Source organism: Rhodovulum sp. BSW8 (assembly GCF_003314725.1).
Lineage (GTDB): Bacteria > Pseudomonadota > Alphaproteobacteria > Rhodobacterales > Rhodobacteraceae > Rhodovulum > Rhodovulum visakhapatnamense.
In genome coordinates, this window is record NZ_QNVX01000003.1 from 61,610 (window position 1) to 85,910 (window position 24,301).

21 protein-coding genes and 1 pseudogene are annotated in these 24,301 nt (G+C 67.8%); 9 read left to right on the forward strand and 13 right to left on the reverse strand.

Annotated elements, in window-relative coordinates:
• Positions 1-79: 79 nt before the first annotated feature.
• Genes DSD19_RS00825 through dgcN form a run of 3 tightly spaced genes read right to left on the reverse strand, consistent with a single transcriptional unit; the run spans position 80 to position 2,975 of the window.
• A complete protein-coding gene (locus tag DSD19_RS00825) occupies positions 80-940 on the reverse strand; it encodes a D-amino-acid transaminase (protein WP_113668198.1) in 861 nt (286 codons plus the stop codon).
• A gap of 58 nt (positions 941-998) precedes the next feature.
• Complete coding sequence (gene dgcA, locus DSD19_RS00830) at positions 999-1,964, reverse strand: N-acetyl-D-Glu racemase DgcA (RefSeq protein ID WP_113668199.1); 966 nt, start codon at positions 1,962-1,964, stop codon at positions 999-1,001.
• A 9-nt stretch (positions 1,965-1,973) separates the two neighbouring features.
• Entirely contained in the window at positions 1,974-2,975 is a 1,002-nt protein-coding gene (gene dgcN, locus DSD19_RS00835; protein ID WP_113668200.1) for an N-acetyltransferase DgcN, read from the reverse strand.
• Between the two features lie 284 nt (positions 2,976-3,259).
• Between dgcN and DSD19_RS00840 the strand changes: the two genes are divergently transcribed.
• The 3 genes from DSD19_RS00840 to cysK all read left to right on the forward strand — a co-directional run bounded on the left by DSD19_RS00840 (position 3,260) and on the right by cysK (position 6,368).
• On the forward strand, positions 3,260-4,219 hold the full coding sequence (locus tag DSD19_RS00840; protein WP_113668201.1) for an L-malyl-CoA/beta-methylmalyl-CoA lyase: 960 nt from the start codon (positions 3,260-3,262) through the stop codon (positions 4,217-4,219).
• A 234-nt stretch (positions 4,220-4,453) separates the two neighbouring features.
• Complete coding sequence (locus tag DSD19_RS00845; protein WP_113668202.1) at positions 4,454-5,050, forward strand: LysE family translocator; 597 nt, start codon at positions 4,454-4,456, stop codon at positions 5,048-5,050.
• A gap of 238 nt (positions 5,051-5,288) precedes the next feature.
• Positions 5,289-6,368 (forward strand): cysteine synthase A, encoded by a 1,080-nt coding sequence (gene cysK / locus DSD19_RS00850; RefSeq protein WP_113668203.1) that lies wholly within the window; start codon positions 5,289-5,291, stop codon positions 6,366-6,368.
• 42 nt (positions 6,369-6,410) lie between these two features.
• Here cysK and DSD19_RS00855 read toward each other — a convergent pair whose 3' ends face one another.
• On the reverse strand, positions 6,411-6,875 hold the full coding sequence (locus tag DSD19_RS00855) for a GyrI-like domain-containing protein (protein ID WP_075786192.1): 465 nt from the start codon (positions 6,873-6,875) through the stop codon (positions 6,411-6,413).
• Between the two features lie 165 nt (positions 6,876-7,040).
• Between DSD19_RS00855 and DSD19_RS00860 the strand changes: the two genes are divergently transcribed.
• Both DSD19_RS00860 and DSD19_RS00865 read left to right on the forward strand, forming a co-directional pair.
• Positions 7,041-8,000 carry an acetyl-CoA carboxylase carboxyltransferase subunit alpha gene (locus DSD19_RS00860; protein ID WP_075786191.1) on the forward strand — a complete coding sequence of 320 codons (960 nt, stop codon included), beginning with the start codon at positions 7,041-7,043 and terminating at the stop codon, positions 7,998-8,000.
• Positions 8,001-8,267: 267 nt separating this feature from the next.
• Positions 8,268-8,588, forward strand: a complete 321-nt coding sequence (locus tag DSD19_RS00865; RefSeq protein ID WP_165828010.1) for a hypothetical protein — start codon at positions 8,268-8,270, stop codon at positions 8,586-8,588.
• A gap of 15 nt (positions 8,589-8,603) precedes the next feature.
• Here the strand turns inward: DSD19_RS00865 and DSD19_RS00870 are convergent, their stop codons facing one another.
• Genes DSD19_RS00870 through DSD19_RS00880 form a run of 3 tightly spaced genes read right to left on the reverse strand, consistent with a single transcriptional unit; the run spans position 8,604 to position 10,927 of the window.
• Complete coding sequence (locus DSD19_RS00870; protein ID WP_113668206.1) at positions 8,604-9,338, reverse strand: 1-acyl-sn-glycerol-3-phosphate acyltransferase; 735 nt, start codon at positions 9,336-9,338, stop codon at positions 8,604-8,606.
• Between the two features lie 3 nt (positions 9,339-9,341).
• Positions 9,342-10,253, reverse strand: a complete 912-nt coding sequence (locus DSD19_RS00875; RefSeq protein ID WP_075786188.1) for an ABC transporter permease — start codon at positions 10,251-10,253, stop codon at positions 9,342-9,344.
• Positions 10,250-10,927, reverse strand: a complete 678-nt coding sequence (locus tag DSD19_RS00880) for a cell division ATP-binding protein FtsE (RefSeq protein ID WP_113668207.1) — start codon at positions 10,925-10,927, stop codon at positions 10,250-10,252. The genes DSD19_RS00875 and DSD19_RS00880 overlap by 4 nt, the downstream gene beginning before the upstream one ends.
• A 177-nt stretch (positions 10,928-11,104) precedes the next feature.
• Here DSD19_RS00880 and DSD19_RS00885 point away from each other — a divergent pair, with 177 nt between their 5' ends.
• Both DSD19_RS00885 and DSD19_RS00890 read left to right on the forward strand, forming a co-directional pair.
• Complete coding sequence (locus tag DSD19_RS00885) at positions 11,105-11,914, forward strand: zinc-ribbon domain-containing protein (protein WP_165828011.1); 810 nt, start codon at positions 11,105-11,107, stop codon at positions 11,912-11,914.
• Positions 11,915-12,183: 269 nt separating this feature from the next.
• Positions 12,184-17,247, forward strand: coding sequence for a RecQ family ATP-dependent DNA helicase (locus DSD19_RS00890; RefSeq protein ID WP_165828014.1), 5,064 nt, complete (start codon positions 12,184-12,186; stop codon positions 17,245-17,247).
• 16 nt (positions 17,248-17,263) lie between these two features.
• On the opposite strand, the gene DSD19_RS00895 is transcribed toward DSD19_RS00890, so the two are convergent.
• The 5 genes from DSD19_RS00895 to DSD19_RS00910 all read right to left on the reverse strand — a co-directional run bounded on the left by DSD19_RS00895 (position 17,264) and on the right by DSD19_RS00910 (position 20,270).
• Entirely contained in the window at positions 17,264-17,956 is a 693-nt protein-coding gene (locus DSD19_RS00895) for a hypothetical protein (RefSeq protein WP_113668210.1), read from the reverse strand.
• A 399-nt stretch (positions 17,957-18,355) separates the two neighbouring features.
• Positions 18,356-18,784, reverse strand: a complete 429-nt coding sequence (locus DSD19_RS00900; protein ID WP_113668211.1) for a hypothetical protein — start codon at positions 18,782-18,784, stop codon at positions 18,356-18,358.
• The gene (locus tag DSD19_RS21345) at positions 18,669-19,043 is read right to left on the reverse strand and encodes a hypothetical protein (protein WP_133260338.1); all 375 of its coding nucleotides are present in this window, start codon (positions 19,041-19,043) and stop codon (positions 18,669-18,671) included. The genes DSD19_RS00900 and DSD19_RS21345 overlap by 116 nt, the downstream gene beginning before the upstream one ends.
• Positions 19,040-19,945 (reverse strand): hypothetical protein, encoded by a 906-nt coding sequence (locus tag DSD19_RS00905; protein WP_113668212.1) that lies wholly within the window; start codon positions 19,943-19,945, stop codon positions 19,040-19,042. The genes DSD19_RS21345 and DSD19_RS00905 overlap by 4 nt, the downstream gene beginning before the upstream one ends.
• 127 nt (positions 19,946-20,072) lie before the next feature.
• A complete protein-coding gene (locus tag DSD19_RS00910; RefSeq protein WP_113668213.1) occupies positions 20,073-20,270 on the reverse strand; it encodes a hypothetical protein in 198 nt (65 codons plus the stop codon).
• 431 nt (positions 20,271-20,701) lie between these two features.
• Between DSD19_RS00910 and DSD19_RS00915 the strand changes: the two genes are divergently transcribed.
• Both DSD19_RS00915 and DSD19_RS00920 read left to right on the forward strand, forming a co-directional pair.
• Positions 20,702-21,121 (forward strand): universal stress protein, encoded by a 420-nt coding sequence (locus DSD19_RS00915; RefSeq protein WP_243627579.1) that lies wholly within the window; start codon positions 20,702-20,704, stop codon positions 21,119-21,121.
• Between the two features lie 65 nt (positions 21,122-21,186).
• Positions 21,187-21,854, forward strand: a pseudogene (locus tag DSD19_RS00920) (alanine:cation symporter family protein); the annotation flags it as partial.
• Between the two features lie 302 nt (positions 21,855-22,156).
• On the opposite strand, the gene DSD19_RS00925 reads toward DSD19_RS00920, so the two are convergent.
• Positions 22,157-24,118: a bifunctional diguanylate cyclase/phosphodiesterase gene (locus DSD19_RS00925; RefSeq protein WP_113668215.1), complete on the reverse strand. Its 1,962-nt coding sequence runs from the start codon at positions 24,116-24,118 to the stop codon at positions 22,157-22,159.
• Between the last annotated feature and the right edge of the window lie 183 nt (positions 24,119-24,301).

Here is a 24,301-nt window from a genome sequence, read left to right on the forward strand (position 1 = left end):
GGCCGATCCGGGAGGCCGCAAAGGAAACGGCCCGGGCGGCGGGCCCGGGCCGAATGAGGCGATTGAGGTGCCCGAAGGCTCAGATCGCGGTCTTGACCGCCTCGTCGAGATAGATCTCGCGCAGGCGGCGCGAGACCGGGCCGGGCAGGCCGTCGCCGAGGCTGACGCCATCGACCGACACCACCGGCATCACGAAGGCCGAGGCCGAGGTGTAGAAGGCCTCGTCGGCCTGTTTGGCTTCCTCGACGGTGAAGGCGCGTTCCTCGATTTCCATCTGCGCCTCGGCGGCGAATTTCAGCACCGCGGCGCGGGTGATGCCCGGCAGGATCTCGGTGCCAAGCTGACGGGTGATGATCTTGCCGTTCTTGACGATATAGGCGTTGTTCGAGCTGCCTTCGGTCACGAAGCCGTCCTCGACCATCCAGGCATCGTCGGCCCCGGCCTTTTCGGCCGCCATCTTGGCCATCGACGCGTAGAGAAGCTGCACCGTCTTGATGTCGCGCCGCGCCCAGCGCAGGTCGTCGATCGAGATGACCTTGATGCCGGTCTCGGCAGTCTTGCTCGCGACGATCTGTTTCGACTGGGTGAACATCACCAGGGTCGGCGGCACCTGTTCGGGGTCCGGGAAGTGGAAGTCGCGATCGCTGGGCGCGCCGCGGGTGATCTGCATGTAGACCATGCCCTCGTCGACCGCGTTGCGGGCGATCAGTTCGCGATGGATCGCCAGCAGCTCGTCCATGTCGACCGGGCTGGTCAGCTCCAGCTCCTTCAGCGAGCGTTGCAGGCGGGCGGTGTGCCCGTGGAAGTCCAGAAGCTTGCCGCCCACGACGCTCGCCACCTCGTAGACGCCGTCGGCAAACAGAAAGCCGCGGTCGAAGATCGAGACGCGGGCTTCGGTCTCGGGCAGGTAGTCGCCGTTCACATAGACGGTTCGGGTCATCGAGAGGTCCTTTCGTTCGGGCCGGGGCTGGGCGTCTCCGGTCTCCGGGGTCCGGTGGTCATCCCCAGAGCGCGGCGGCGGGGGCATGCACGCCCGCCTCGTCGAAGCAGAGGGGTTCGGGCCGGTCTTCGGCCAGAAGCAGCGGCCCGTCAAGATCCGTCACCGCCGCGCCCTGTGCCAGCAGCACGGCAGGTGCCATCGCGAGGCTCGAGCCGACCATGCAGCCGACCATGATGCCATAGCCCTCGGCCAGCGCCTGTTTCTTGAGGGCCAGCGCCTCGGTCAGCCCGCCGGTCTTGTCGAGCTTGATGTTCACCAGATCGTACTTGCCTTTCAGTCCGGGCAGGCTGGCGCGGTCATGGCAGCTTTCGTCCGCGCAGACCGGCAGCGGGCGCGCGATCTCGGCCAGCATGTCGTCCTGACCGGCGGGCAGGGGCTGTTCGACCAGCGCCACGCCCAGCCGGACCAGATGCGGCGCGAGATCGGCATAGACCTCGGCGGTCCAGCCCTCGTTCGCATCGACGATGATCCGGGCCTTGGGCGCGCCCGCGCGCACCGCTTCCAGCCGGGGCATGTCGGCATCGGTGCCGAGCTTGATCTTGAGAAGCGGCCGGTGGGCGTTCCTGGCCGCCGCCGCGCGCATGTTCTCGGGCGTGTCGAGCGACAGCGTGAAGGCGGTGATCTCGGGCCCCGGCGCGGGCAGGCGGGCCAGATCCCAGACCCGGGCGCGGGCCGTCTTGGCCTCCCAGTCCCAAAGCGCGCAGTCGACGGCGTTGCGCGCGGCCCCGGGGGGCAGCAGATCCTGCAGCCCGTGACGGGTCAGCGTGCGGGGCAGGGACCCGATCTGGGCGGTGACGCTTTCGAGCGACTCGTCATAGCGGGCATAGGGCACGCATTCGCCCCAGCCGGTGGCGCCGCCCGACGCGATCCGGACGGTCAGCACGCGCGCCTCGGTGCGCGAGCCGCGCGAGATGGTGAAGGCCTCCTTCAGGCGGAAGCTTTCGGGAGTGACCGAAATCTGCATCCGCCCGCCTCAGATCGCGTCGAGCGCGTCGACCAGACGGCCCGCGCCCTGGCGGAACGGGTCGACCGTCGGCAGGCCCATGCGCTTTTCGATGCCCTCGAGACAGCTCAGCGCCTCGTCCTCGCCCATGGCGGCAGTATTGACCGAAACGCCGACCACCTGGGCCTTCGGGTTGGCCACGCGGGCGAGCGTCAGGGCGACGTCGCGCAGGTCTTCGAGGCTCGGCAGCTGATAGTCGGGCAGGCCGCGCATGTGCGGGCGGGTCGGTTCGTGGCTGAGGACCAGCGCATCGGGCTGGCCGCCATGCACAAGGGCCATGGTCACGCCGGAATAGGACACGTGAAAGAGGCTGCCTTGCCCCTCGATCATGTCCCAGTGATCGTCGTCATTGTCGGGCGTCAGCCATTCGACGGCGCCGGCCATGAAATCGGCGATCACGGCATCGAGCGGCACGCCCTCGCCGGTGATCAGGATGCCGGTCTGGCCGGTCGCGCGGAACGAGGATTTCAGCCCGCGCGCCTTCATCTCGCGGTCCATGGCGAGCGAAGTATACATCTTGCCGACCGAGCAGTCGGTGCCGACCGCGAGGCAGCGCTTGCCCGAGCGTTTCTTGCCGGTGGCGATGGGGTAGGCGACGGTCGGAATGCGCACGTCATGCAGGGTGCGACCGGTGGCTTCGGCGACGGCGGCAAGATCGGGTTCGTTCCGAAGGAGGTTGTGCAGCCCCGAGGCCAGGTCGAAGCCTTCCTCGAGCGCGGCGACCAGAACCTTCTTCCAGGCGGGAGAGATCACGCCGCCGCGGTTGGCCACGCCCACCACCAGCGTCTTCGCGCCCCGCGCCTTGGCATCGACGAGGTCGAGATCGGGCAGCTTCAGATCGGCCTTGCAGCCCTCCATCCGGAACTGGCCGATGGCGTTTTCCGGGCGCCAGTCGCGGATGCCCTGGGCCACCTTGGCGGCCAGCGAGTCGGGCGCGTCGCCCAGAAACAGAAGATAGGGGGTTTCGATCATCGTGGCGTTTCCTTCATAGTCGCGCAGACCCTATCACCCGGCGGCGGAAGAGGTTGCGCATCTGAGGCGCAGACCGCGCCCCTTGACGAAGATCGTACGAAAAGGCGGCGCTTATGTCGAAGAAACATGCGTGCGGACAGGGAACGTTCGCGGTTCGTCCTGTGGACCTGCCGGCGCCCCGCCTTGGGAGCGCTGCAGCGCGGCAAAATGGCTTGCGCGCTGCGGCGCAACATTATATCAACCTGACCGACGTTGACGACACATCCTTACCGAGAGATCCGATCATGAGCTTCCGTATCCAGCCCACGCCCGTCTCCCGCCCGAACCGCTGCCAGTTGTTCGGCCCGGGCTCGCGCCCCGCGATCTTCGAGAAAATGGCGGCCAGTGCGGCGGACGTGATCAACCTCGATCTCGAGGATTCGGTGGCACCCGACGACAAGGCCGCCGCGCGGGCGAACGTGATCCAGGCCATCGGCGATCTCGACTGGGGGACGAAGACGCTGAGCGTGCGGATCAACGGGCTGGACACGCCCTACTGGTACCGCGATGTGGTCGAGTTGCTGGAAAAGGCGTCCGACCGGCTTGACCTGATCATGATCCCGAAAGTGGGCTGCGGCGCCGATCTTTACGCGGTCGATGCGCTGGTGACGGCGGTCGAGCGGGCGACGGGGCGCGGCAAGCGGCTGGGCTTCGAGGTGATCATCGAATCGGCCGCGGGCATCGCTCATGTCGAGGAGATCGCGGCGGCCAGCCCGCGGCTGCAGGCGATGAGCCTTGGCGCGGCCGACTTCGCGGCCTCGATGGGGATGCAGACCACGGGCATCGGCGGCACCCAGGAGAATTACTACATGATCCGGGAGGGCGCGAAATACTGGTCGGACCCGTGGCACTGGGCGCAGACCGTGATCGTGGCCGCCTGCCGGACCCATGGCGTGCTGCCCGTGGACGGGCCGTTCGGCGACTTTTCGGACGAGGAGGGGTTCCGCGCCCAGGCGCTGCGGTCGGCGACGCTGGGGATGGTGGGCAAATGGGCGATCCATCCCAAACAGGTGGCACTGGCCAACGAGGTCTTCACGCCCTCCGAGGCAGCGGTGAGCGAGGCCCGCGAGATCCTGGCCGCGATGGAGAAGGCCAAGGCCGAAGGGGCGGGCGCCACGGTCTACAAGGGGCGGCTGGTGGACATCGCCTCGATCAAGCAGGCCGAGGTGATCGTGCGCCAGGCCGAGATGATCGCGGCCGGCTGAAGCCGCGAACCAGGGTGTCCGGTTTCGGATCGCTGACGCGATCCGACCCGCCGGGGGCTCTGCCCCCGGACCCCCGGGCATGAGGCCCGAAAAGGTGGCCGGGGTGCTCTCCGTGCCTGACAGCCCGGTTTCGAGGCGCTGACGCGCCCCGACCCGCCGGGGGCTCCGCCCCCGGACCCCCAAGGGGCGGGGAAAGCGCGGACAATCGGGGCGGGACATGCAATAGTTCAGACCATGGACGATTTCGACCTTCTGCTGGCGCTTGGCGCCTTCGCCCTTGTCGCCTCGATCACGCCGGGGCCGAACAACCTGATGCTGATGGCCTCGGCGGCCAATTTCGGGCTCAGGCGGAGCCTGCCGCATATTCTTGGGGTGGCGCTTGGCTTTGTCGCGATGATCGTGCTGGTCGGCCTTGGGGCGATGCGGGCCTTCGAGGCCTGGCCCGGGCTGCGGGTCGCGCTGACCTGGGTCGGCACGGCCTATCTGGTCTGGCTGGCCTGGAAGATCGCCCGGGCCGCGCCGCCCGCGCCCGACGCGGCCCCGGGCCGCCCGATGACGTTCTGGCAGGCCGCGGCTTTCCAGTGGGTCAATCCCAAGGGCTGGACCATGTCGCTGGCCGCGTTGACGCTGTATGCGCCGGGGCAGGAGATTGCGGGGGTCCTCTTGGTGGCGGCGGCCTTCGCGGCGGTGAGCCTGCCCGCGACCGGTCTCTGGACCGTGCTTGGCACCCGGATCCGCCGCGTGCTGACGCGGCCCGAGCGGCTGCGGCTTTTCAACCGGACCATGGCCGTTCTGCTGCTGGGATCGCTGGTGCCGGTCTTCTTGCACTGAGGCGGCGCGCGCAGGAAATCTTTCCGTCTTGGGTCGCCTTTCGGGGCGAAATTTCCGTGACGGAGAGCCTTTGATCCCGTTTGTTCCGATCCATCGCGAAACGCGCCGCCATCCTCCCTATCCGCCGCGCCCCGGCCGCGCCCCCCGTGCCCTTTCCGGCGGGCGTGCTATGGTTCGGGGCATGTTCAGGGCGGCCGCCCGCAAGGAGCGGCCGGGCACCGAAGGAAGGGGTAAGGTCATGGCAGAGGACGAAATCCGCAAAACCAGTGGACGGGGGCGGCGCTACGACAGCGTGCTTGACACGATCGGCGACACGCCCGTGATCCGGATCAACAATCTCGGCCCGAACCATGTCACGCTGTACGTGAAGGCCGAATTCTTCAACCCCGGCGCCTCGGTCAAGGATCGGCTGGCGCTGAACATCATCGAGGCGGCCGAGCGGTCGGGCGCGCTGAAGCCGGGGCAGACGGTGGTCGAGGCGACCTCGGGCAATACCGGGATCGGGCTGGCGCTGGTTTGTGCGCAGAAGGGCTATCCGCTGGTCATCACCATGGCCGAGAGCTTTTCGGTCGAGCGCCGCCGCCTGATGCGGATGCTGGGCGCCAAGGTCGTGCTGACGCCCAAGGCCGACAAGGCGATGGGGATGTATCGCAAGGCCCAGGAACTGGCCGAGAAAAACGGCTGGTTCCTGGCCCATCAGTTCGAGACAGGCGCCAATGCCGATATCCACGAGGCCACCACGGCCCGCGAGATCCTGGCCGATTTCGAGGGCGAGCGGCTCGACTATGTCGTGTCGGGCTATGGCACCGGCGGCACCGTCACGGGCATCGCGCGGGTCCTGCGCAAGGAACGCCCCGGCACCAGGATCATCCTCAGCGAACCGGCCGATGCCGCGCTGATCGCGTCGGGCCGGGCGCAAAAGCGCAATGCCGAGGGCGAGGCGGATGAAAGCCACCCGGCCTTCCATCCGCACCCGATCCAGGGCTGGACGCCCGATTTCATTCCGCTGGTGCTGCAGGAGGCGCTCGACAACGGCTTTTATGACGAGCTCATTCCGGTCGAGGGCCCCGAGGCGCTGAAACAGGCGCGGGCGCTGGCGGCGAAAGAGGGCATCCTGACCGGGGTGTCGGGCGGCGCGACCTTCGCGGTGGCGCTGCAGGTGGCCGAAACCGCCGAGCCGGGCTCGGTCATCCTTGCGATGCTGCCCGATACCGGCGAGCGGTATCTTTCGACCCCGCTGTTCGAGGCGGTGGGCGAAGAAATGAACGACGAGGAAGAGGCGATCTCGGCCTCGACCCCGGGCTTTCAGATCGGCTGAGTCGCCCGGCCGCGCGCCCTCCCTTGCGGGCGCGCGCCGGCGTCATGAGGTCAGCGGCACCACGACTTCGGTCAGCTGCCTCTCGACCGGCACGGCCGGGTACAGGCTTCGGTAGATTTCGTAAGGCGGGGCCGCAGCCGGGCTTTCGCCCGAGGGAAGACCTTCGGCATAAAGCCAGGCCCAGGCCGCCGCGAGGCGGGAATAGGGACCGGAACAGGTCATGACCGCCGACCGGCCGCCCTCGATGACGATCCGGTCGAAGGCGAGCGGCACCCATATCTCGGCCCCGAAGCCGCAGCAGGCATGGCTGCGCAGCCTGTCCGGCGCGACCCGTGCCGGGTCGTCGTGATAGACCCCGGCGCGCAGCACGACCTGCCCGCTCAGCCCGCTTGCGTCGAGCAGGTGGCCGAGCTTGAGGAAGGTGGCGCCGATCCCGGGATAGGGCCCCCGGTGCGGGAGGCCGAACAGCGTCAGCGGCGGCATCTTGCGGATCTCGACCGGATACATCTTCGTCCCGACGGCGGCAGGTCGGCCGACGATACCCCGGGATCCGCAGCCGTCAACCGCCCGTGGTTCCGTGGCAGGCCGGGCGCGGCATCGTCGACGCGCGGCGGCGTTGCAAATCGCCGCGCCGGGCGTCATATACCCCGCCAGCATCAAGGAGCCGCGTCGATGAACTATCTCGAATTCGAAAAGCCCCTGGCAGAGATCGAAGGCAAGGCCGAAGAGCTTCGGGCGCTGGCCCGCGCCAATGCCGAGATGGACGTGGTGCAGGAGGCGTCGGCGCTCGACCGCAAGGCCGCGGACCTGTTGAGGGAACTCTACAAGAACCTCACCCCCTGGCGGAAATGCCAGGTCGCGCGCCATCCCGACCGCCCGCATTGCAAGGACTATATCGAGGCGCTGTTCCAGGAATACACGCCGCTCGCGGGCGACCGGAACTTCGCCGAGGACACGGCCGTGATGGGCGGGCTGGCGCGCTTCAACGACCAGCCGCTGGTGGTGATCGGCCATGAGAAGGGCTTCGACACCAAGACCCGGCTCGAACGCAATTTCGGCATGGCCCGCCCCGAGGGCTATCGCAAGGCGGTGCGGCTGATGGACATGGCCGACCGGTTCGGCCTGCCGGTCGTCACCCTGGTCGACACGCCCGGCGCCTATCCCGGCAAGGGCGCCGAAGAGCGCGGCCAGTCCGAAGCCATCGCACGCTCGACCGAGAAATGCCTGCAGATCGGTGTGCCGCTGATCTCGATCGTGATCGGCGAGGGCGGGTCCGGCGGCGCGGTGGCCTTCGCGACGGCGAACAAGGTCGCGATGCTGGAACATTCGGTCTATTCGGTGATCTCGCCCGAGGGCTGCGCCTCGATCCTGTGGAAGGATGCCGAGAAGATGCGCGAGGCGGCCGAGGCGCTGCGGCTGACCGCGCAGGATCTGCTCAAGCTCGGGGTGATCGACCGGATCATCGCCGAACCCATCGGCGGCGCCCAGCGCGGCCGCGAGGAGACCATCGAGCGCGTCGGCCGCAACCTCGCGGGGATGTTGGGCGAACTGGCGGGCAAGGACCGCGCCGCGCTGATCGCCGAGCGGCGCCGGAAGTTCCTCGACATGGGCTCAAAAGGGCTGGCTGCGTAAGGTATCTCCCTGAGCACTGGAGGGCGCGTCGGCTGCCGGTCGGGCCTGTTGCCATATTGTGGACACGGTTTTGCCCCGGATCGGGCGCCGCCGCGCTTGTTGCGGGTCCATGGCTTCCTGTCCGTAATTCCAGGGCAGGGCCTTTCATGCAGTGTTACGAGTTCACCGTTCTTCCCGCCCCGCCCCGCCCCGGCGCGCCTGCGCCGTAATTCTGCTGCCGGGGCAGAGGCAGGTTTTTCGCTGGCGCTGGGCGAGATCATGAACGAGATGGGTCAGTCTGGCCGAGACTTCGCCGGGGCCGAGCGGCTGTCCTGCCGGGTCGGGCTCTGGCCGTTCGCATGGCGCCGGGCGCGCCATGTGCTGGTGTTTCGTCGGCCGCGCAAGGCCCATGCCGACGGGACGGCCGGACAGCCCGGCCCTCAGCCTTCGGCCACTTGTCCTGATGGCGATCTGGTCGAGGGCGTTGCGGTCGATCTTGCCGTGCCGCCGGTCCGGCCGCGCCGCGTGGCGGCGGCGACCGGCCCCCGCCCGGAGCGGCGGCTGCGATTGACGCTTGTGGGGAACGAGGACGGTGACGGGCGCGGCTGACCGCGCCCGGCGGCCTCAGGCCTCTGCCACGAAGCCCGCCTCGGCCATCAGCCGGTTCGAGGCGGTCTCGACGGTCTCTTCCAGATCGGCCATGAACAGGGCAAGGGGCTTTTGCGCCGCGATGGGCGGAAGGTATTCCAGCACCGCCAGCCCGGGCTTGCGATAGATCCCGGTGCGCGGCCAGAACACACCCACATTGGTGGCGGCGGGAACGCAGGGCTGGCCGAACTGCTGGTACAGCACGCCCGCGCCGATCTTGTAGGGCCGCGACACGCCCGGCGCGACCCGGGTGCCCTGCGGATAGATGATCAGCTGTCCCGGCGCCTGCCGCCCCTCGGCCACCTGCTGGCTCATGGCCAGGATCGCCTGCCCGCGCTTGCCGCGGTCGACCGGCACGCAGCCGATCCTCAGCGCATACCAGCCCAGCACCGGCGCCCAGGTCAGCGACTTCTTCATGATGAACCGCGGCCGGGGCAGCGAGCCCGCCAGCAGGATGATGTCGAAGAACGACTGGTGCTTGGCGGCGATCAGCACCTCGCCCTCGGGCGGCGTGCCGCGCACCTCGGATCTCAGCCCGATCATCCAGTGCGCGGTCCAGCGCACCCAGTGGCAATAATGCCGCGCCGCCAGCGTGGCGCCGCGCGGCGAGGCCAGCGCAAGGGGCAGGTACAACAGGCCGATGACCGGCATCGCCAGGTACATCTGGCCGACGAAGACCAGCGAGCGCAGGTATTGCAGGGGAGAGCGCATCGGTCAGGTGATCCTTCTCAGCATCCGCATCGCGGTCCAGCGGGTGGCGGCAAAGCCGATGGCCCCGGCCAGCACCGGCAAAAGCAGCGGCACGATCCATTGCGCGCCGGAAAAGCCGAGCCCGGTCAGGAACCCGTCGGGCCCGTCGCCCGGCAAAAGCGCGACCACGCCCATGCCCGCCAGGGTGCCGATCGCCGCGCCTTCCAGCGTCCGCCGTGTAAAGCGCCGCACGAAGGCGCGCGCAATGAAAATATCGCGCGCCCCCACCAGCCGCAGCACGCCTATCACCTGGGCATTGGCGGCGAGCGCCGCATTCGAGGCCAGCGCGATCATCGCCGCCATGCTGGCCCCGATCAACAGAACCGCCGTCCAGCCCAGAAGCCGCAGCCGCCCTGCCGCGCGCACCAGAGGCTGGCGCCAGCGGGTATGGTCGTCGAAGACCGCGCCCGGGGCCTCGACCGCAAGGCGCAGCCGCAGCGCCTCGGCATCGGTGCCCGCGCGGGTCTCGGTCACTTCGATCAGCCGGGGCAGGGGCAGGGTCTCGACCGGCAGGTCGGGGCTGAACCAGGGCTCGAGCAGGCGGCGCTGTTCGATGTCGCTCATCGCCCGGGCCGAGGCGATGCCGGGTGTCGTGCGCAGGATCCGCAGCACCGCCTCGGTCTGGGTGCCCATCTGCCCGGGCGGGGCCGAGATCCGCACCGTGGCGGTGCGCGCCAGCGCATCGGCCCATCGGTCGGCAAGTCGCCCGGAAGCGAGCGCCAGCGCCAGCGCGAAGACCGCCAGAAACGCCATGGTCGCGGCGGTGAACAGCGTCAGCCGCGCGGCAAAGCCGGTCGGCGGCACGACCCGGCTGGCTTCGGGGTCCGAGGCCAGCAGCGCGGCGATCCGGCCCAGAGGGGTCAGGAGCGCCTTCACAGATCCGCCCCCGCCAGATACAGCCGCCGGTCCTGGATCCGCAGCACGCGGGCCGCGACCTGGGTCTTGGCCGCCCGGATCAGGTTCATGTCATGGGTGGCAATCACGATCGCCTTGCCCATCCGGTTCAGCTCGATCAGCAGTTGCAGGATACGCAAGGACATCTCCCAGTCGACATTGCCGGTGGGTTCGTCGGCCAGGATCACGTCGGGCGACAGGATCACCGCCCGGGCCAGCGCCGCGCGCTGACGCTCGCCGCCCGACAGCTGGGGCGGCAGCGCATCGGCCCTCTGGGTCAGCCCGACCCAGTTCAGCAGCTCGGCCATGTTGCGGTCCTCGGCGGCGACATCACGTCCCGCGGCCAGCAGCGGCAGGGTGATGTTCTCGCGCAGCGGCAGATGGTCGAGAAACCCGCAATCCTGATGCACCACGCCGATCCGGCGTCGCATCCGCGCCACTCCGTCGCGGTCGAGCCCGGCCAGATCGGCGCCGAAAAGCCGTACCGCGCCGTGGCTCGGATGCAGCTCGGCATAGCAGATCTTGAGAAAAGTCGTCTTTCCGGCGCCCGAGGGGCCGGTCAGGAAATGGAACGAGGCTGGCGCCAGATTCAGCGACATGTCGCATAAAAGCTCGCTTCCGCCATAGCTGTGCGAGACGTTTTCGAGCTCGATCAAGGTCCGCTCCGTCGGCCGGTGTCCGGGTCCGTTTGCCCAAGGTATTGCGCAGGGTTGCGCGGGTTGCAATCGTGGCGGGACGCAAAGGCTTTGAATTTCCGCAGGCGGTGATACAACATGGCGCGGAAACGGCAGGCAGGTCCGGCGGGCCGATGCGCCCCGGGGGGGTTAAGCGGAATGCGATTGACGTGCCCGAAATGCGGCGCCCAATACGAGGTCGACGAGGCGGTGATCCCCGAAGAGGGCCGCGACGTCCAGTGCTCGAACTGCAATCATATCTGGTTCCAGGACTCGCCCGCGCTGGCGGCCCGCGACCCGCTGGCGGCCTTCGCCATGCCGCGCGCGGCCGGGCGGGCCTCTGCGCCGTCCGCGTCGAAGCCCGAGGGCGAGTCGGAGGCCGACGCGCCCCGCTCCGGGACGGCCGACCCCGAGATGGCGGCAGGGACAGCACCCGAGCCGCAACGCCGCAGCCTTGACGACGATGTGCTGAGCATCCTGCGCGAGGAGGCCGAGCGCGAGCAGCGCGCCCGCGAGGAAGAGGCCACCGTCGAGACCTTTTCCGAACAGGCCGATCTGGGGCTCGCGAGCCCGCCGCGCCCCCGCCGCCCCGATCCCGAGCCGGACCCGGCGCGCGCCACGGCCCCGCCCGAACCGACCCGCAGCCCCCCCGCCCGACGCGATCTGCTGCCGGATGTCGAGGAAATCACCTCGACCCTGTCGGCCAGTTCCGACCGGGGCGCGCACAGCATCCCGCCCGCACCCGAACCCGAGGGGAGCCGCCGCCGCGCCTTTCTGGGCGGCTTCCTGCTGGCGGTTCTGGTGGCGGCCGGGGCACTCGCGGCCTATGTCTACGCGCCCGTGCTGGCCGGGCTCGACCCCGCCCTGGAACCGCAGGTCGCGGCCTATGTCGGCGCGGTGGACGCGGCCCGGGACTGGATCGCCGGGGTGGTGCCGCCAGACCTTCTGGACCGGGCGCTCGGCCGCTAGGCCGCAGCGCCTTTTCGGGACGGATTTCGCGTGTCCCGGACCGGCGTCGCAGTGACGGTTCGGCCGCAGCAATGCCTCGCTCCGGGCTGACCTGTCCTATTGCGGTGCAAAGGGGCGCCGTCTAACTTTATTTCATAGCGTGTTATTTTTCGGGCCCGATGGCGTTTCTGAGTTTCAAAAGATCGCGAACCGAGGACAAGACGCCCCTGCTGGAGCGGTGTCTGTCGGTCGATCTGGAAGTCGATCCCAAGACGGCCCGGATCTTCGATCTGGCCGCGGTCCGGTTTGGCGGCGGACCCGCGGTCGTGGCGCCCAAAGGGCCGGTCGCCCGGGGGCTCGACCAGCTTGAAAAGGCGCTGGGCAAATCCGCGCATGTCATCGGCCATAACATCCTGCGCCACGATATCGAACACCTGCTGGCGGTCCGGCCGAGGCTGGCCGCGAAACTGGCCGCGCCGATCGATACGCTCTGGCTCAATCCGCTGGCCTTTCCGCGCAATCCCTACCACCATCTTGTCAAGCATTACCGCGACGGGCGCCTGCAGGCGGGGCATGTGAACGATCCCGAACTGGATGCGCGGCTGGTCTTCGAGGTGCTGCAAAACCAGATCGAGGCGCTGACCGGGATCGGGACGACATCGCCCGAAAGCCTGATTGCCTATCATTACCTCGCCACGCTCATGGACCGGTCCGAGGGGTTTGACGCCGTCTTCAGCGATGTCCGCAAGGCGCCCCGGCCGGATCGCGCCGCTGCCTTCGCCGCCATCGAGACCCTGTTGGCCGGACAGGTCTGCGGCGCGCGGGTCGGGCCGGTGCTGGACTCGCTTTCCGACCCGAACGCGGGCTGGCCGATGGCCTATGCGCTGGCCTGGATTTCGGTCGCGGGCGGAGAGTCGGTGATGCCGCCCTGGGTGCGGGCCAGCTTTCCGCAGGCGGGACTCATCGTGCGCGACCTGCGCGACACAAGCTGCGGCGACGATGCCTGCGCCTGGTGCGCCACGAAGAACGACCCGGTCGCGGCGCTGAGGTCGTGGTTCGGCTTTGACGGCTTTCGGCCCCAGCCGGTGGACCGCGACGGCATACCCCTGCAACAGGTCATCGTGGCCGAGGTGATGCGGCATGCGAATGTCCTTGGCATCCTGCCCACCGGCACGGGGAAATCGGTCTGCTATCAGGTTCCGGCGCTCAGCCTTTACGAGAAGACCGGCGCGCTGACGGTGGTGATCTCGCCTCTGGTGGCGCTGATGGCCGACCAGGTGCAGGGGATGGAACGGGCCGGGATCTCGTCCGCGGTGACCGTCAACGGGATGCTGTCGATGCCCGAACGGCAGGACGCGCTGGACCGGGTGCGGCTGGGGCAGGCGGCGATCCTTCTGATTTCGCCCGAGCAACTGCGCAGCGTCTCGGTCCGGTCGGTGCTGGCGCAGCGCGAGGTCGGGCTCTGGGTGCTGGACGAGGCGCATTGCGTTTCGAAATGGGGGCACGATTTCCGGCCGGACTACCGCTATGTCGGGCGCTTCGTCCGCGAGTTTTCGAGCGATGCCGCACCCGCGCCGGTGCTGTGCCTGACGGCCACCGCGAAACCCGAGGTGGTGCGCGACATCACCGACCATTTCCGCGACCGGCTGGGCGTCGAGCTGCGGCTGTTCGATGGCGGGGCCACGCGGACCAACCTGACCTTCTCGGTGCTGCCGACCGGCAAGGAAAGCAAGCTGAGTGACATCCTGACGGTCCTGTCCGACCGATTGCCCAAGGGCGACACGTCGGGCGCGGTGGTCTATTGCGCCACCCGAAACGAAACCGAACGCGTGGCGCAGTTTCTCAAGGATCAGGGGCTTGCCGCCGCGCATTTTCACGCCGGTCTGACCGCCGACGACAAGCTGGCGGTGCAGGACCGGTTTCGCCGGGGCGCGTTGCGGGTGATCGCGGCGACCAACGCTTTCGGCATGGGCATCGACAAGCCCGACATTCGCCTGGTGGTCCATGCCGACATTCCCGGATCGCTGGAGAACTACCTGCAGGAGGCCGGGCGGGCGGGGCGCGACCGCGATCCGGCCGATTGTGTGTTGCTGTACCTGTCGGACGATGTCGAACGGCAGTTCACGCTGACCGCGCGCTCGCGCCTCACGCAGCGGGAAATCGGCGCCATTCTCAGGGCCCTGCGCCGGATCGACGAACATACCCGCAACAGCGGCAGGGTGGTCGCGACCCCGGGCGAAATCATGCGCGAGGAAAAGGAGCGCGACTTCGTGCGCGACAGCGCGACCGATGACACCCGCATCAAGACGGCCGTCTCGTGGCTGGAAGAGGCGGCTCTGGTCTCGCGCGAGGAAAACCGGGTGCAGGTGTTTCCCTCGTCGCTCCTGGTGCGCACCCTGGCCGAGGCCGAAACCCGCCTGACCCGGGACGACATCAGCACGACGCGGCGCGACCAGCTTCTGAGCATCGTGCGCCATGTGATGGCGACGCCGCCCGACCGGGGGATTACCACCGACGAGCTGACCGGGATCAGCGGGCTGACGCACCGGGCGCTGAGCAAGGCGATGGCGGATCTCGAAACGCTGGGGATTGCGCGCAACGACATCGCCATCACCGTTTCGGTGCATGTCGGCGTCGAGAACCAGTCGCGCCAGCGCATGAGGCGCGCGATGCGGCTGGAAGAGGCGCTGGTCGCCCGGATGCGCGAGCTTGCGCCCGACACCGGAGTGGGCGATGGCGCGCCGCTCGATCTGGCGGCGGCCAGCCAGTGTCTGCGCGGCGAAGGCCATGAGGAGGCAAGCCCCCATGTTCTGGAAAGGCTCTTGCGCAGCATCGAACGGGACGGGCGCGACAGCGACGGGGGCTTCGGCAATATCCGGCTGCGCAAGCTGTCCGCCAAGACGCTGGAGGTGGTGCTTCAGCGAACGTGGCGGGCCGTGGAACAGACGGCTTCGGTGCGCTGGATGGCGGCCGAAAAGCTTCTGGATCTGCTGATCGCCAAGGTGCCGCCCGGCACGAAAGGCAAGGATATTCAGGTCGAGACGACCGCGGGCGCGCTGCTGGGGGCGCTGACCGGCGACGCGCTGATCCGGGACACGGGCGTGAAGGACATGACCAAGCTCATGGAACGCGCGCTGTTGTGGCTGCACGAACAGCAGGCGGTGGTGCTGGGCAAGGGTCTGACGGTGTTCCGGTCGGCCATGACCATCGAGCTCAAGCCCGGGCGGGCGGGCTTCACCAGGAAGGACTTCCTGCCGCTGGAGGAACATTACCGCGAACAGACGCTTCAGACCCATGTGATGGCGGCCTATGCCGACAGGGGGCTGGACCGCATCGACGAGGCGGTGCGCCTGTCGGAAGACTATTTCGCGCTGGACCAGGACCGCTTTCTGCAACGCTGGATGCCCGGCCGCGGCATCGAGATCCGCCGTCAGACCACCGGCAAGGCCTGGAAGCAGATCGTCGAGGATCTGGGCAATCCGGTCCAGCAAGAGATCGTGGCCGACGACCGCGAAGAGACCAATGTGCTGGTGCTGGCCGGGCCCGGCTCGGGCAAGACGCGGGTTCTGGTGCATCGCATCGCCTATCTGCTGCGCGTCAAGCGCGAGGATCCGCGCGGGATCCTTGTGCTGACCTATAACCGCCATGCCGCGGCCGAGATCCGCACCCGTCTGCGCGGTCTGGTCGGCGAGGATGCGGCGCGGGTCACCGTGTCGACCTGTCATGCGCTGGCGATGCGGCTGGTCGGGGCCAGTTTCGCCGACAGCGCGGCCGAGACGCGCGATTTCGACGGGATCCTGCTGGAGGCGGTGCGCCAGATCACCGGCGAGGGCCTCAGCCGGTCCGAGGCCGAGGCGCAGCGCGAGGCGCTGATCCAGGGCTACCGCTGGATCCTCGTTGACGAATACCAGGATATCGGCCCAGAGGAATATGCGCTGATCGCCGCCGTCGCCGGTCGCTCGCTCGAGGACCCCGACCAGCGCCTGAGCCTTTTTGCCGTGGGCGATGACGACCAGAACATCTATGCCTTTGCCGGGGCCTCGATTTCCTACATCCGCCAGTTCGAGGAAGACTACCGCGCGAAGCCGAAGTTCCTGACCGAGAATTACCGCTCGACCCGTTACATCATCGACGCGGCCAATCAGGTGATCGAACCCGCGCGGGGCCGGATGAAGGCCGGGCACGAGATCACCGTGGACACCGCCCGCCGTCTCGACCCCGGCGGCGGCGCAATGGTGGGCCACGACCCGGTGGGTCGGGGGCGGGTGCAGTTCCTCGACGTGGCCGAGGACGACCGGGCCCAGGCGGTGGCGGCGGTCGACGAACTGGTCCGGATCTCGCGGCTCGACCCCGATTTCAGCTGGGGCCGCTGCGCCATCGTCTCGCGGGACTGGCGGCGGCTTGGCCCGGTGCGCGCCTATGCCGAAAGGCTTGGGGTGCCGGTCGAGATGGCCAACGAAAAACTGCCAAGCGTCTGGCGCTTGCGCGAGATGCAGCGCCTCGTGGCGGGGTTGCGCGCCCGCCCGACGGCGATGCTGTCGATCCAGGACATCCTCGATCTGCTGAACGCCGAGGCGCCGAACCGTTGGGTCGATCTGCTGGCCGAAGGCATCGGCGGCCTCGCGCGCGAGCTGGGCGGCAAGACCATCCCGGTTCCCGACGCCATCGAATGGCTGGCCGAATGGGCGCGGGATATCCGCGAGGCGCAACAAGGCCTTTTGCTGCTGACCGCGCATCGGTCCAAGGGGCTGGAATTCGACCATGTGGTGATCCTGAACGGCGGCTGGAAGGCGCTGTCGCGCGGCGAGGACGGCGAGGCGCCACGCCGCCTTTTCTACGTCGCCATGACCCGCGCGCGCCGAAGCCTCGCGGTGGTGACCAGCGGGGCGCATGCCTTCGTGATCGCGGATTCCGAAAGCGAGGTGCTGCGCAAGGTCGAGATGCCGCGCAGGCTCGATCTGCCCGAGCCCGACCAGTATCAGGTGCCGGACCTGGCCTCGGTCGATCTGTCCTATGCCGGGCGTCTGCGCGACGGGAACGCGACCCTTGGCGCCATCGCCGCGGCCAAGGTCGGCGACCCGGTCACGATGGACCTGCAAGGCGGAAAATGGAGGATCCTCGACGGGCAGGGCCGGGTGCTGGGCTGCATGGCCAGGACCTGGGCGCCGCCCGAGGGCACCGGTCTGGTCTCGGGAAGGGTCGGGGCGGTCATACGCTGGCGCAAAACCGACAACGACGAGGCCTTCCAGACCTATATCCGCCGCGACGAATGGGAGACGATCCTGCCCGAACTGGTATTCCGCAGGCAGGACCTGCTGGCATCGGGCGCACCCGCAAGGCCCGGGCCGCCTTGAGGCGGGCCCGGATGGGTCAGCCGGACACGACCAGCGTCAGCCCGCCCATCGGTCCGTCGCCCGCGACCTGATCGATCCCGATCCCCTCGACGCCGATGGCCTGGCCCTTCGGGATGCCCAGCCGCGGGGTCCGCAGCGAGAGCCCGGTTTGCCTGGCCTCGCGCGTCATCTCGCGGAACCGCGCGAAGAGATCGCGATGGGCCAAGGCCTGGGTCTTGCCCGCGCCGATCGCCTTCAGCGCCGCGCGCATCGCTGCGCCCAGTTGCTTCTGGTCGTCAAGCGATATGCCGCGCCCGGTGATCGACAGCCGCAGGCCCTCGGGCATGGGTTCGGCCTTGACCTCGCCCCCGCCCTTGCGAAGCCTCAGCTCGGCCCATCCGCGTTTGGGAATGTCCGGGAAGGGCGCGATCCCGGCCAGCGCCGGATGCCGCAGGGCCATCAACTCGGTCGGTTGCAAGGCGCGGATCGCCAGGTCGATCCGGGCATTGGCCCGGTGCACGAGGTTGAAATTGACCGCCTGCGCCTGCCCGAGGATGTCGAGGTTCAGCTGGGCGACATGGCGGTCGAGCCGGGGATCGAGCGCGACATCGTCGACCGGCAGATCCAGCGGCGAGAACGAGAAGACCTGCGCGAACAGGCATTTATGGCCTGACTGGCTGGGCGGAACGGTCCAGACGAACCGGGTTTCGGCAGCCCCCAGCGCCGGCACGAAGGCCTGGGGTACCCCCCCCCAAGCGTCAGGTTCTCGGCGAACTGGGTGGAAAAGCAGATGGTCGGATCGACAAGGAAATGCTCGACCTTCGCGGTGCCGAGATTGGTGACCGGCGACAGCGTCAGGTCGGGCGAATGCCAGAAGGTGATCCCCGAGAACGGCCGCACACCGGTGGCGCGGTCGAACGAGCGGATGACAAGAGACGAGCTGTCATGGAACACGCCGGGTGGCATGCGCTTTTTGCGGCGAAACTCGTCCTGCAGCTTCCTGACGGTGTCGGGGGCATAGGCCTCGCGCCGCTTCCGCAGTTCGGCCAGGTCGTCGCGGGCAATCTTCAGGGTCTCGCTCATGGGTCGGGCTCCGCCCTGGGGCGCTCTCGCGCGCACGGAAAAAGGGTCAGGGCAGGGTCGTCAGGCTCACCGTTCGCAGGTCGGCCTGGTCGAGATTGGTGATCAGCCGGGTCGGCTCGTTCGGGCTGTCGCCCTTCTGGCGCCAGCAGAGGAAGCCGTAGCCGCGGTCGCTGTCGAGGTTGAAATCCGGGATCCGCAACTCGCGGAACCAGCGCGCGTACAGATGGCCGCTGAAGTCGAGCCCGTTGCCAAGCGTGCGCTGGCCCAGCAGCGCCAGCAGCGCGGCCTCGTCGGGATCGCCGCCGGCCTCCTGCATCGCGGCAAGCTGGATGACCAGATCGTCGTCGAGCGGGATCCGTTCAAAGGCGTAATGCGTGGCGAATTGCGTGAAACAGCTGCCGGGTGCGGGCCGCACGGCGGATTTCTCGCCATCGGTCAGCGGATGGATCAGGTGACGTTCCTGGTTGAAGATCACCGCAAGCGGGTCGCTGAGGAAATCGGCCGAGAAACGCAGCAGCGGCTCGCGCCCCGCGACGTTGGCCGCGACTGGTGCCGGTCGGGTCCGGCATCGAGGGCGTCACGAACTGGCGCAGCCGCGGGGCGGTCAGATCCTCGATCATCGGGAAGCCGAGACCGTTCAGCGCCAGCGACAGGCGGAATATCATGAAGGCGTTGTAGACCTGCTCGTAGATCAGGCAGGCGGCATAGCGGATCGTCGCGGTGGCCAGCGTCACGACGGCCCTGCGATGGCGTCGGCCAGTGCCGCCGCCGCCATCACCGCCGCGATCACCAACGCGGCCAGCAGGATGAAGATCGAGAGGATCCCGAAATCCGACGCGGTATCGGTGGCGTCCTCGAGAAAACCGCCGACCTCGTCGAGATTGTCCGTCGTCTTTTCCCAGACCTCGCGCAGCCCGGCGGTCAGCGAACAGGGAACCGGCGCGGGCAGGGGACCGGTATCGGTGAAGGTCTTCATGAACCGGTACCGGAGCCGATAGGTATCATCGACACCCGAGGCGGTGATCCGGCTGACATAATCCGGGTCGGGGTTGCCATCCTCCTGATAGACCTTGTTCATCGCCCCGGCGAGAAAGGCCGCGAAATCGGGCGGCAGCTTCGGGTCGCCCTCGGGCTCTTCGTCCGAGATCGTGCCGGTGAAGTTGAAATTGCACAGTGCGTGGATCTTCGAGCGGTTCCAGTCCTGCCCGGTGACATTCAGCAGGTTGAAGACATCCTGGAAATTCTCGCCCGTCTTGTGGCGCTGGGACTGGCTGCGGCAGGGGCCGCCGGACCAGAGGTTGACATAGGCATGGCCGACCGTGTCGGCGCCCACATGGGGCAGGTAGCCCAGCGCATAGAGGTGATGCGGCGAGGACATGTCGCGGGTCGAGGTCAGCAGCCCTTCGGCCATGCGCCCGGTCTTGCGGTAATGCATCGCGTCAAACCACCGCCGCCCGCCCTCTGCGGCGCCGTCGCGACAGGGGGGCGAGATCCGGTCGAAGAGGTTGAAGTCGGACACGAAGGCCTTCAGCGCCTCGGCCAGCGTCGCCTGCAACCCGACCAGCACGTTGTTGATGTCATTGAAGGTCTGCTCCCGCTCGCTCAGCAGCGCGGAATCCTCGATCGCCTCGTCCACGGCCTCGTCGAAGGCCTGAGCGCGTCCGGAACCCGCTGCGGCACCACCGACAGCAGCGCCTCCTTGAAGTCGTCGATGACGTCGCCGACGTCGTTACAGATCTCGACCAGCTTGCCGACCGACGGGTTCAGGTCCCTGGTGTTGAAGAAGAACGGGTCCGGCCGGTGGCAGCCGAAAACAGGTAGGGCAGGTTCTTCGGGTCGGCCAGAAGGGCCTGCAGTTTCTGGAACTCGTCCGGTCCCGGACCCTCGCCGAGCCCGCGCCCGCTTTGGATGGCGGCCTTCAGGCGGTCGGCGATCATGCGATGCATTGCGGGGCCGGGCATCGGCGCCTCCCGGGGAAAGAGGATTTGGGTCAGAAGGGCCTCGGACGGCGAGGCATACTTGAACGCACTGAAAAGAAACGCGGCCGCGAAATACCCGAATGACGCGCCGAAGGTGACCTAAGGTCAATTGTGATGCGCCAGGCGGCGCCGCGGTTCGAATGGGCGTCCCGTTCCCGGCGGCATCGCCTGCCGTCAGTCCGCGCCTTGCACCCGACGAAACCCTCGCTGTGTTTCGCCCTCCGCCTTGGCGGCGACAGGGCCGACGCCTGCACGGTTTGACCGCATTTTCCCGCAGGTCGCGGGCGAGCCATCAGGGGTCGTTATCAAGTAGTTTCGTTTTTGTGATGATCCGGCCTGCCGTTTCGGGACATGCGCGACCCAAAACGACCAGGAGAAACCGACAGCGGAGGGATGACCCAAAGAAGGCTCTCGTGGGATCAGATGGGCATGAGACGGGCGGATGGGCGCTCGATCATGCAAAGCGACTGGCCGCGGCGATGGAGGACGCCGTCCTGCTTGTCGTCTATGTCATCGAATGGTCGCCCCATTCCTTTCAGACGGAAGCGGAAAACGCGGAGCGGCACAAGCGGCGGCTGGAAGAGGTCGTGGCGGCGCAGGACCGCATCGTCGATCCGGCCGTGGCGGCGCTCGCAAAGGCCGGGGTCACGGCCTCGGGGTTCGTCCATCACGGCGATGTCGCGGACAAGCTGCACCGGCTGGCCGAGGAAAACGGCGCCGACCTGATCGCGATCGGCCGCGCCTCGAAAGGCGGGTTAAGCCAGCGGCTTTTCGGCTCGTCCGGCGTGAACCTCGCGATGTATTCGACCATCCCCGTCACCGTCGTCGGCTGAGGAGATCCGCGATGCCCAGATCGACAATCATCCCCGCCCTCGCAGCCGCGACGACGATCCCGGCGATGTCCTTTGCCCATAAGGCCGCAACCGCCGACGCCAGGGTGAACGAGGCCTTTGCCGCGGTCACCGGCCCCTTCGTGGCGCTGATCTTCGCGCCGATCCCGTTCGTCGGCTTTCCATGGATCGTGCTCTGGCTGGTGGTGGCCGCCTCGGTCTTCACCTGGTATTTCCGGCTGATCCAGGTGCGCGCCTTCTTTCACGCCATTGCGCTGGTCCGGGGCGATTATTCCGATCCGAACGATGCCGGGGAGGTCAGCCATTTCCAGGCGCTCGACACGGCGCTGTCGGGCTGGCAATATCGCGGGCGTGGCGGTTGCCGTCGGCATCGACGGGTCCGGGGCCGCGTTCTGGATGTTCCTTGCCGGTCTTCCGGGAATGGCGTCGAAGTTTCACAGAATGCACGCTGGGGGTCAAATACCGCAACGAATACCCCGACGGGACCGTCTCGGGCGGGCCGATGTACTCCACGAAAAAGGGCTTTGTCGAACGCGGCAAGAAGGGCGGCCGCAGTCTCGCGGAGCTGTTCTCGGTCTTTTGCATTCTCGGGGCGCTTGGCGGCGGCAACATGGTCCAGGCCAATCGGGCCCATGCGCAAATCTCTGGCCTTGTCGGCGATGATCCGGGCTGGATCACCGGCATCGTCTTTGCGGCCGCCTGCCTTTTCGGCGGGGGCAGGCTGCAGGAGCGGATCTTCAAGGTCACCCTCTGCATCTTCGTCGTGATCGGGGCTCGGCCAGCCCTGGTCCGGTGATCGGCTTTTCGGACGCGGCGGTTTTCTCGATGGCGGCGGTGAACAACGCGGCGCCTTGCGTGTTGGTGCCGATCGTGCGCAGGGAGGTGACTTCCTGTTTCGCCCGGCTGAAAACCGGCGAGACCCGGAAATTCAGCGGCGCCCCGGCCGGATGGAGGCCCGCCCATGGGGGCGGCGTTCCGGCGCCGGACCCACCCGACCGTCACGGCGGCGAGAGAGGCTCACGCGCGGCGTTTAACCCCGCCCTTGCCCAGAAAGCTTGCGTATTGCTCGGCGGCGATGGGCCTCGACCACAGATGGCCCTGACCGAGGTCGATGCCCATCTCTGTCAGGATCGCGCGCTGGGTGTCGTCCTCGACCCCTTCGGCGACCGAGCGGATCCCCATGCCCTTGGCGATCTCGGCAATCGCCGCAACGATGGCCCGGTCGTCGCGCCGAACACCAAGACCCGCGACGAAGCTGCGGTCGATCTTGACCTCGCTGACCGGGATCTTCTTCAGATGCGACAGCGAGGCGTGCCCGGTGCCGAAATCGTCAAGCGACAGCTCGTAGCCCCGATCTGCCAGCGACTCCAGCACCATGGCCGCCATGTCGGTGCCGCGGCCGATGAAACAGCCCTCGGTGATCTCCAGCAGAAGGTCCTTGCCGTCGATCCCCTGCGCCTCGAACATCGCGATGGTGGCCATGAGGAATTCGGGCGATTTCAGGTCGTCGGGATGGATGTTCAGGGCGACCTTGCCCGGTCTCAGCGCGGCCCGGCGCCAGGTCAGGATATGCCCGGCGATCATCCCGGCGATATGGCGCGAAAGATCGGGCAGCACGCCGCGTTCGGCGGCGATGGACAGAAAACGGTCGGGCGGAATGTTCTCGCCCTCGGCGGTCTTCCAGCGGACCAGCGCCTCGGCACCGACGGCCCGTCCGTCGTGCAGCGAGATCTTGGGCTGATAGGCAATGCTCAGCCGGTCTTCCTTGAGCGCGATGCGCAGGCCCGCCTCGATCTCGTCGCTGGCGATCAGCTGCTGACGGAGCTGGTCGTTGAAGGTGACGCACTGGCCGCGCCCGGTTTCCTTCGCGTGGTTGAGGGCAAGGTCGGCCCGAAGAAGCAGGTCGACCGGATCGGCGGCATCGTCGGGACAGATCGCTGCGCCGAAGGATGCCCCGGGATAGACAACGCCTCCGGTGAGCCGGGCCGGACCATTCAGAACCCTGAGCAGACGTCCCGCAATTGACTGGATCGCGGCCTCGTCCGTGGCGCCTGGCAGCAGGACGCAGAATTCGTCGCCCCCCAGTCGGCCGATCAGATCCCCTTCGGACAGGTTGGCCCGCAGCCGTCGCGACACCTCGGCCAGAAGCTCGTCGCCCACGCCATGCCCGAAAAGGTCGTTCACGTTCTTGAAGCGGTCGAGATCCATCAGAAGCAGCGAGAAACTGCATCCGCCCGCCTGCTGCCTGTCGACGGCCTGACGCAGCCGGTCGTTGAAGGCCTTGCGGTTGAGAAGCCCGGTCACGTCGTCGACATTGGCCAGCAGGAAATTCTCGTCATGCACCCTTTTCAGGCGCGCCACGGCATCCGACAGGGCCGCGACCGAGTCGTCGCGCTGACGCGCGGTTTCGCCTGCCGTGAAGGCGAAATAGGCCAGGAAGCCGCCATATGCCGTGGCGAAGGCGGTCACTGACCAGGCCTGAGCCCAGCCGCCGAAATGGACGGAAAAGATCACTGGCACGAGAATTGTCAGCATATAGGTCAGCGCCGCGACGAAGGCCCGGTGCAGCATGAAAGCCCCGCCCGACAGCATGCCGACGCAGACCAGCAGGACGATCATCGGCTCGCCCGGCCCGTGGGCGGCGAAGACATAGACCACCAGCGCGGCCCAGGGCAGGGCAAGCGAGGCGGATGCGCGGGTCAGGATGCGGGCCGCCCGTCGAGAAACCCGCGACACCCTGCGCCTGGCGGCTTTGCGCGACTTCCGGATCATGGTCAGGCACAGCGCCAGCACCGCGGGCAGCCAGAAAGCCAGGAAGACCGCGTTGCCGTCCTGAAAGGAACTGGCGGCAAAGGCGATTGCGTTGAATGCGGTGACCAGGGCGCCGACCGGCGTTCCGTGGACCACGCTTGCGGCATCCTCGGGGCTTGGATGTTTGGTCAATGCCGACCGGATCGGCGCCAGAACGGAGACCGCCATTTGGCGCATTGCTCCTCAATTCATCGTTCCCCCTTCATTCCCATGGCACGACAGTCGTAAACTCGGTCCCAACTGCGAAAAAAAGAACCGATTCAATCTTATCGGATTGGTCCCATGCCGCGCGATCGGACCGGATGGTTCTGCGGGGGGCAAGGCCGGGGGCGGGCGACGGCTTATCTGCAG

Excerpts from the sequence above, each read along its gene's own strand:
- DSD19_RS00860 (WP_075786191.1), top strand. The coding sequence starts at position 7,041 with ATGAACTATCTCGAATTCGAAAAGCCCCTGGCAGAGATCGAAGGCAAG.
- dgcN (WP_113668200.1), bottom strand. The coding sequence starts at position 2,975 with ATGATCGAAACCCCCTATCTTCTGTTTCTGGGCGACGCGCCCGACTCG.
- dgcA (WP_113668199.1), bottom strand. The coding sequence starts at position 1,964 with ATGCAGATTTCGGTCACTCCCGAAAGCTTCCGCCTGAAGGAGGCCTTC.
- DSD19_RS00845 (WP_113668202.1), top strand. The coding sequence starts at position 4,454 with ATGGACGATTTCGACCTTCTGCTGGCGCTTGGCGCCTTCGCCCTTGTC.
- DSD19_RS00870 (WP_113668206.1), bottom strand. The coding sequence starts at position 9,338 with ATGCGCTCTCCCCTGCAATACCTGCGCTCGCTGGTCTTCGTCGGCCAG.
- DSD19_RS00840 (WP_113668201.1), top strand. The coding sequence starts at position 3,260 with ATGAGCTTCCGTATCCAGCCCACGCCCGTCTCCCGCCCGAACCGCTGC.
- DSD19_RS00910 (WP_113668213.1), bottom strand. The coding sequence starts at position 20,270 with ATGCCCGGCCCCGCAATGCATCGCATGATCGCCGACCGCCTGAAGGCC.
- DSD19_RS00925 (WP_113668215.1), bottom strand. The coding sequence starts at position 24,118 with ATGGCGGTCTCCGTTCTGGCGCCGATCCGGTCGGCATTGACCAAACAT.
- cysK (WP_113668203.1), top strand. The coding sequence starts at position 5,289 with ATGGCAGAGGACGAAATCCGCAAAACCAGTGGACGGGGGCGGCGCTAC.
- DSD19_RS00885 (WP_165828011.1), top strand. The coding sequence starts at position 11,105 with ATGCGATTGACGTGCCCGAAATGCGGCGCCCAATACGAGGTCGACGAG.
- DSD19_RS00825 (WP_113668198.1), bottom strand. The coding sequence starts at position 940 with ATGACCCGAACCGTCTATGTGAACGGCGACTACCTGCCCGAGACCGAA.
- DSD19_RS00855 (WP_075786192.1), bottom strand. The coding sequence starts at position 6,875 with ATGTATCCGGTCGAGATCCGCAAGATGCCGCCGCTGACGCTGTTCGGC.
- DSD19_RS00865 (WP_165828010.1), top strand. The coding sequence starts at position 8,268 with ATGGGTCAGTCTGGCCGAGACTTCGCCGGGGCCGAGCGGCTGTCCTGC.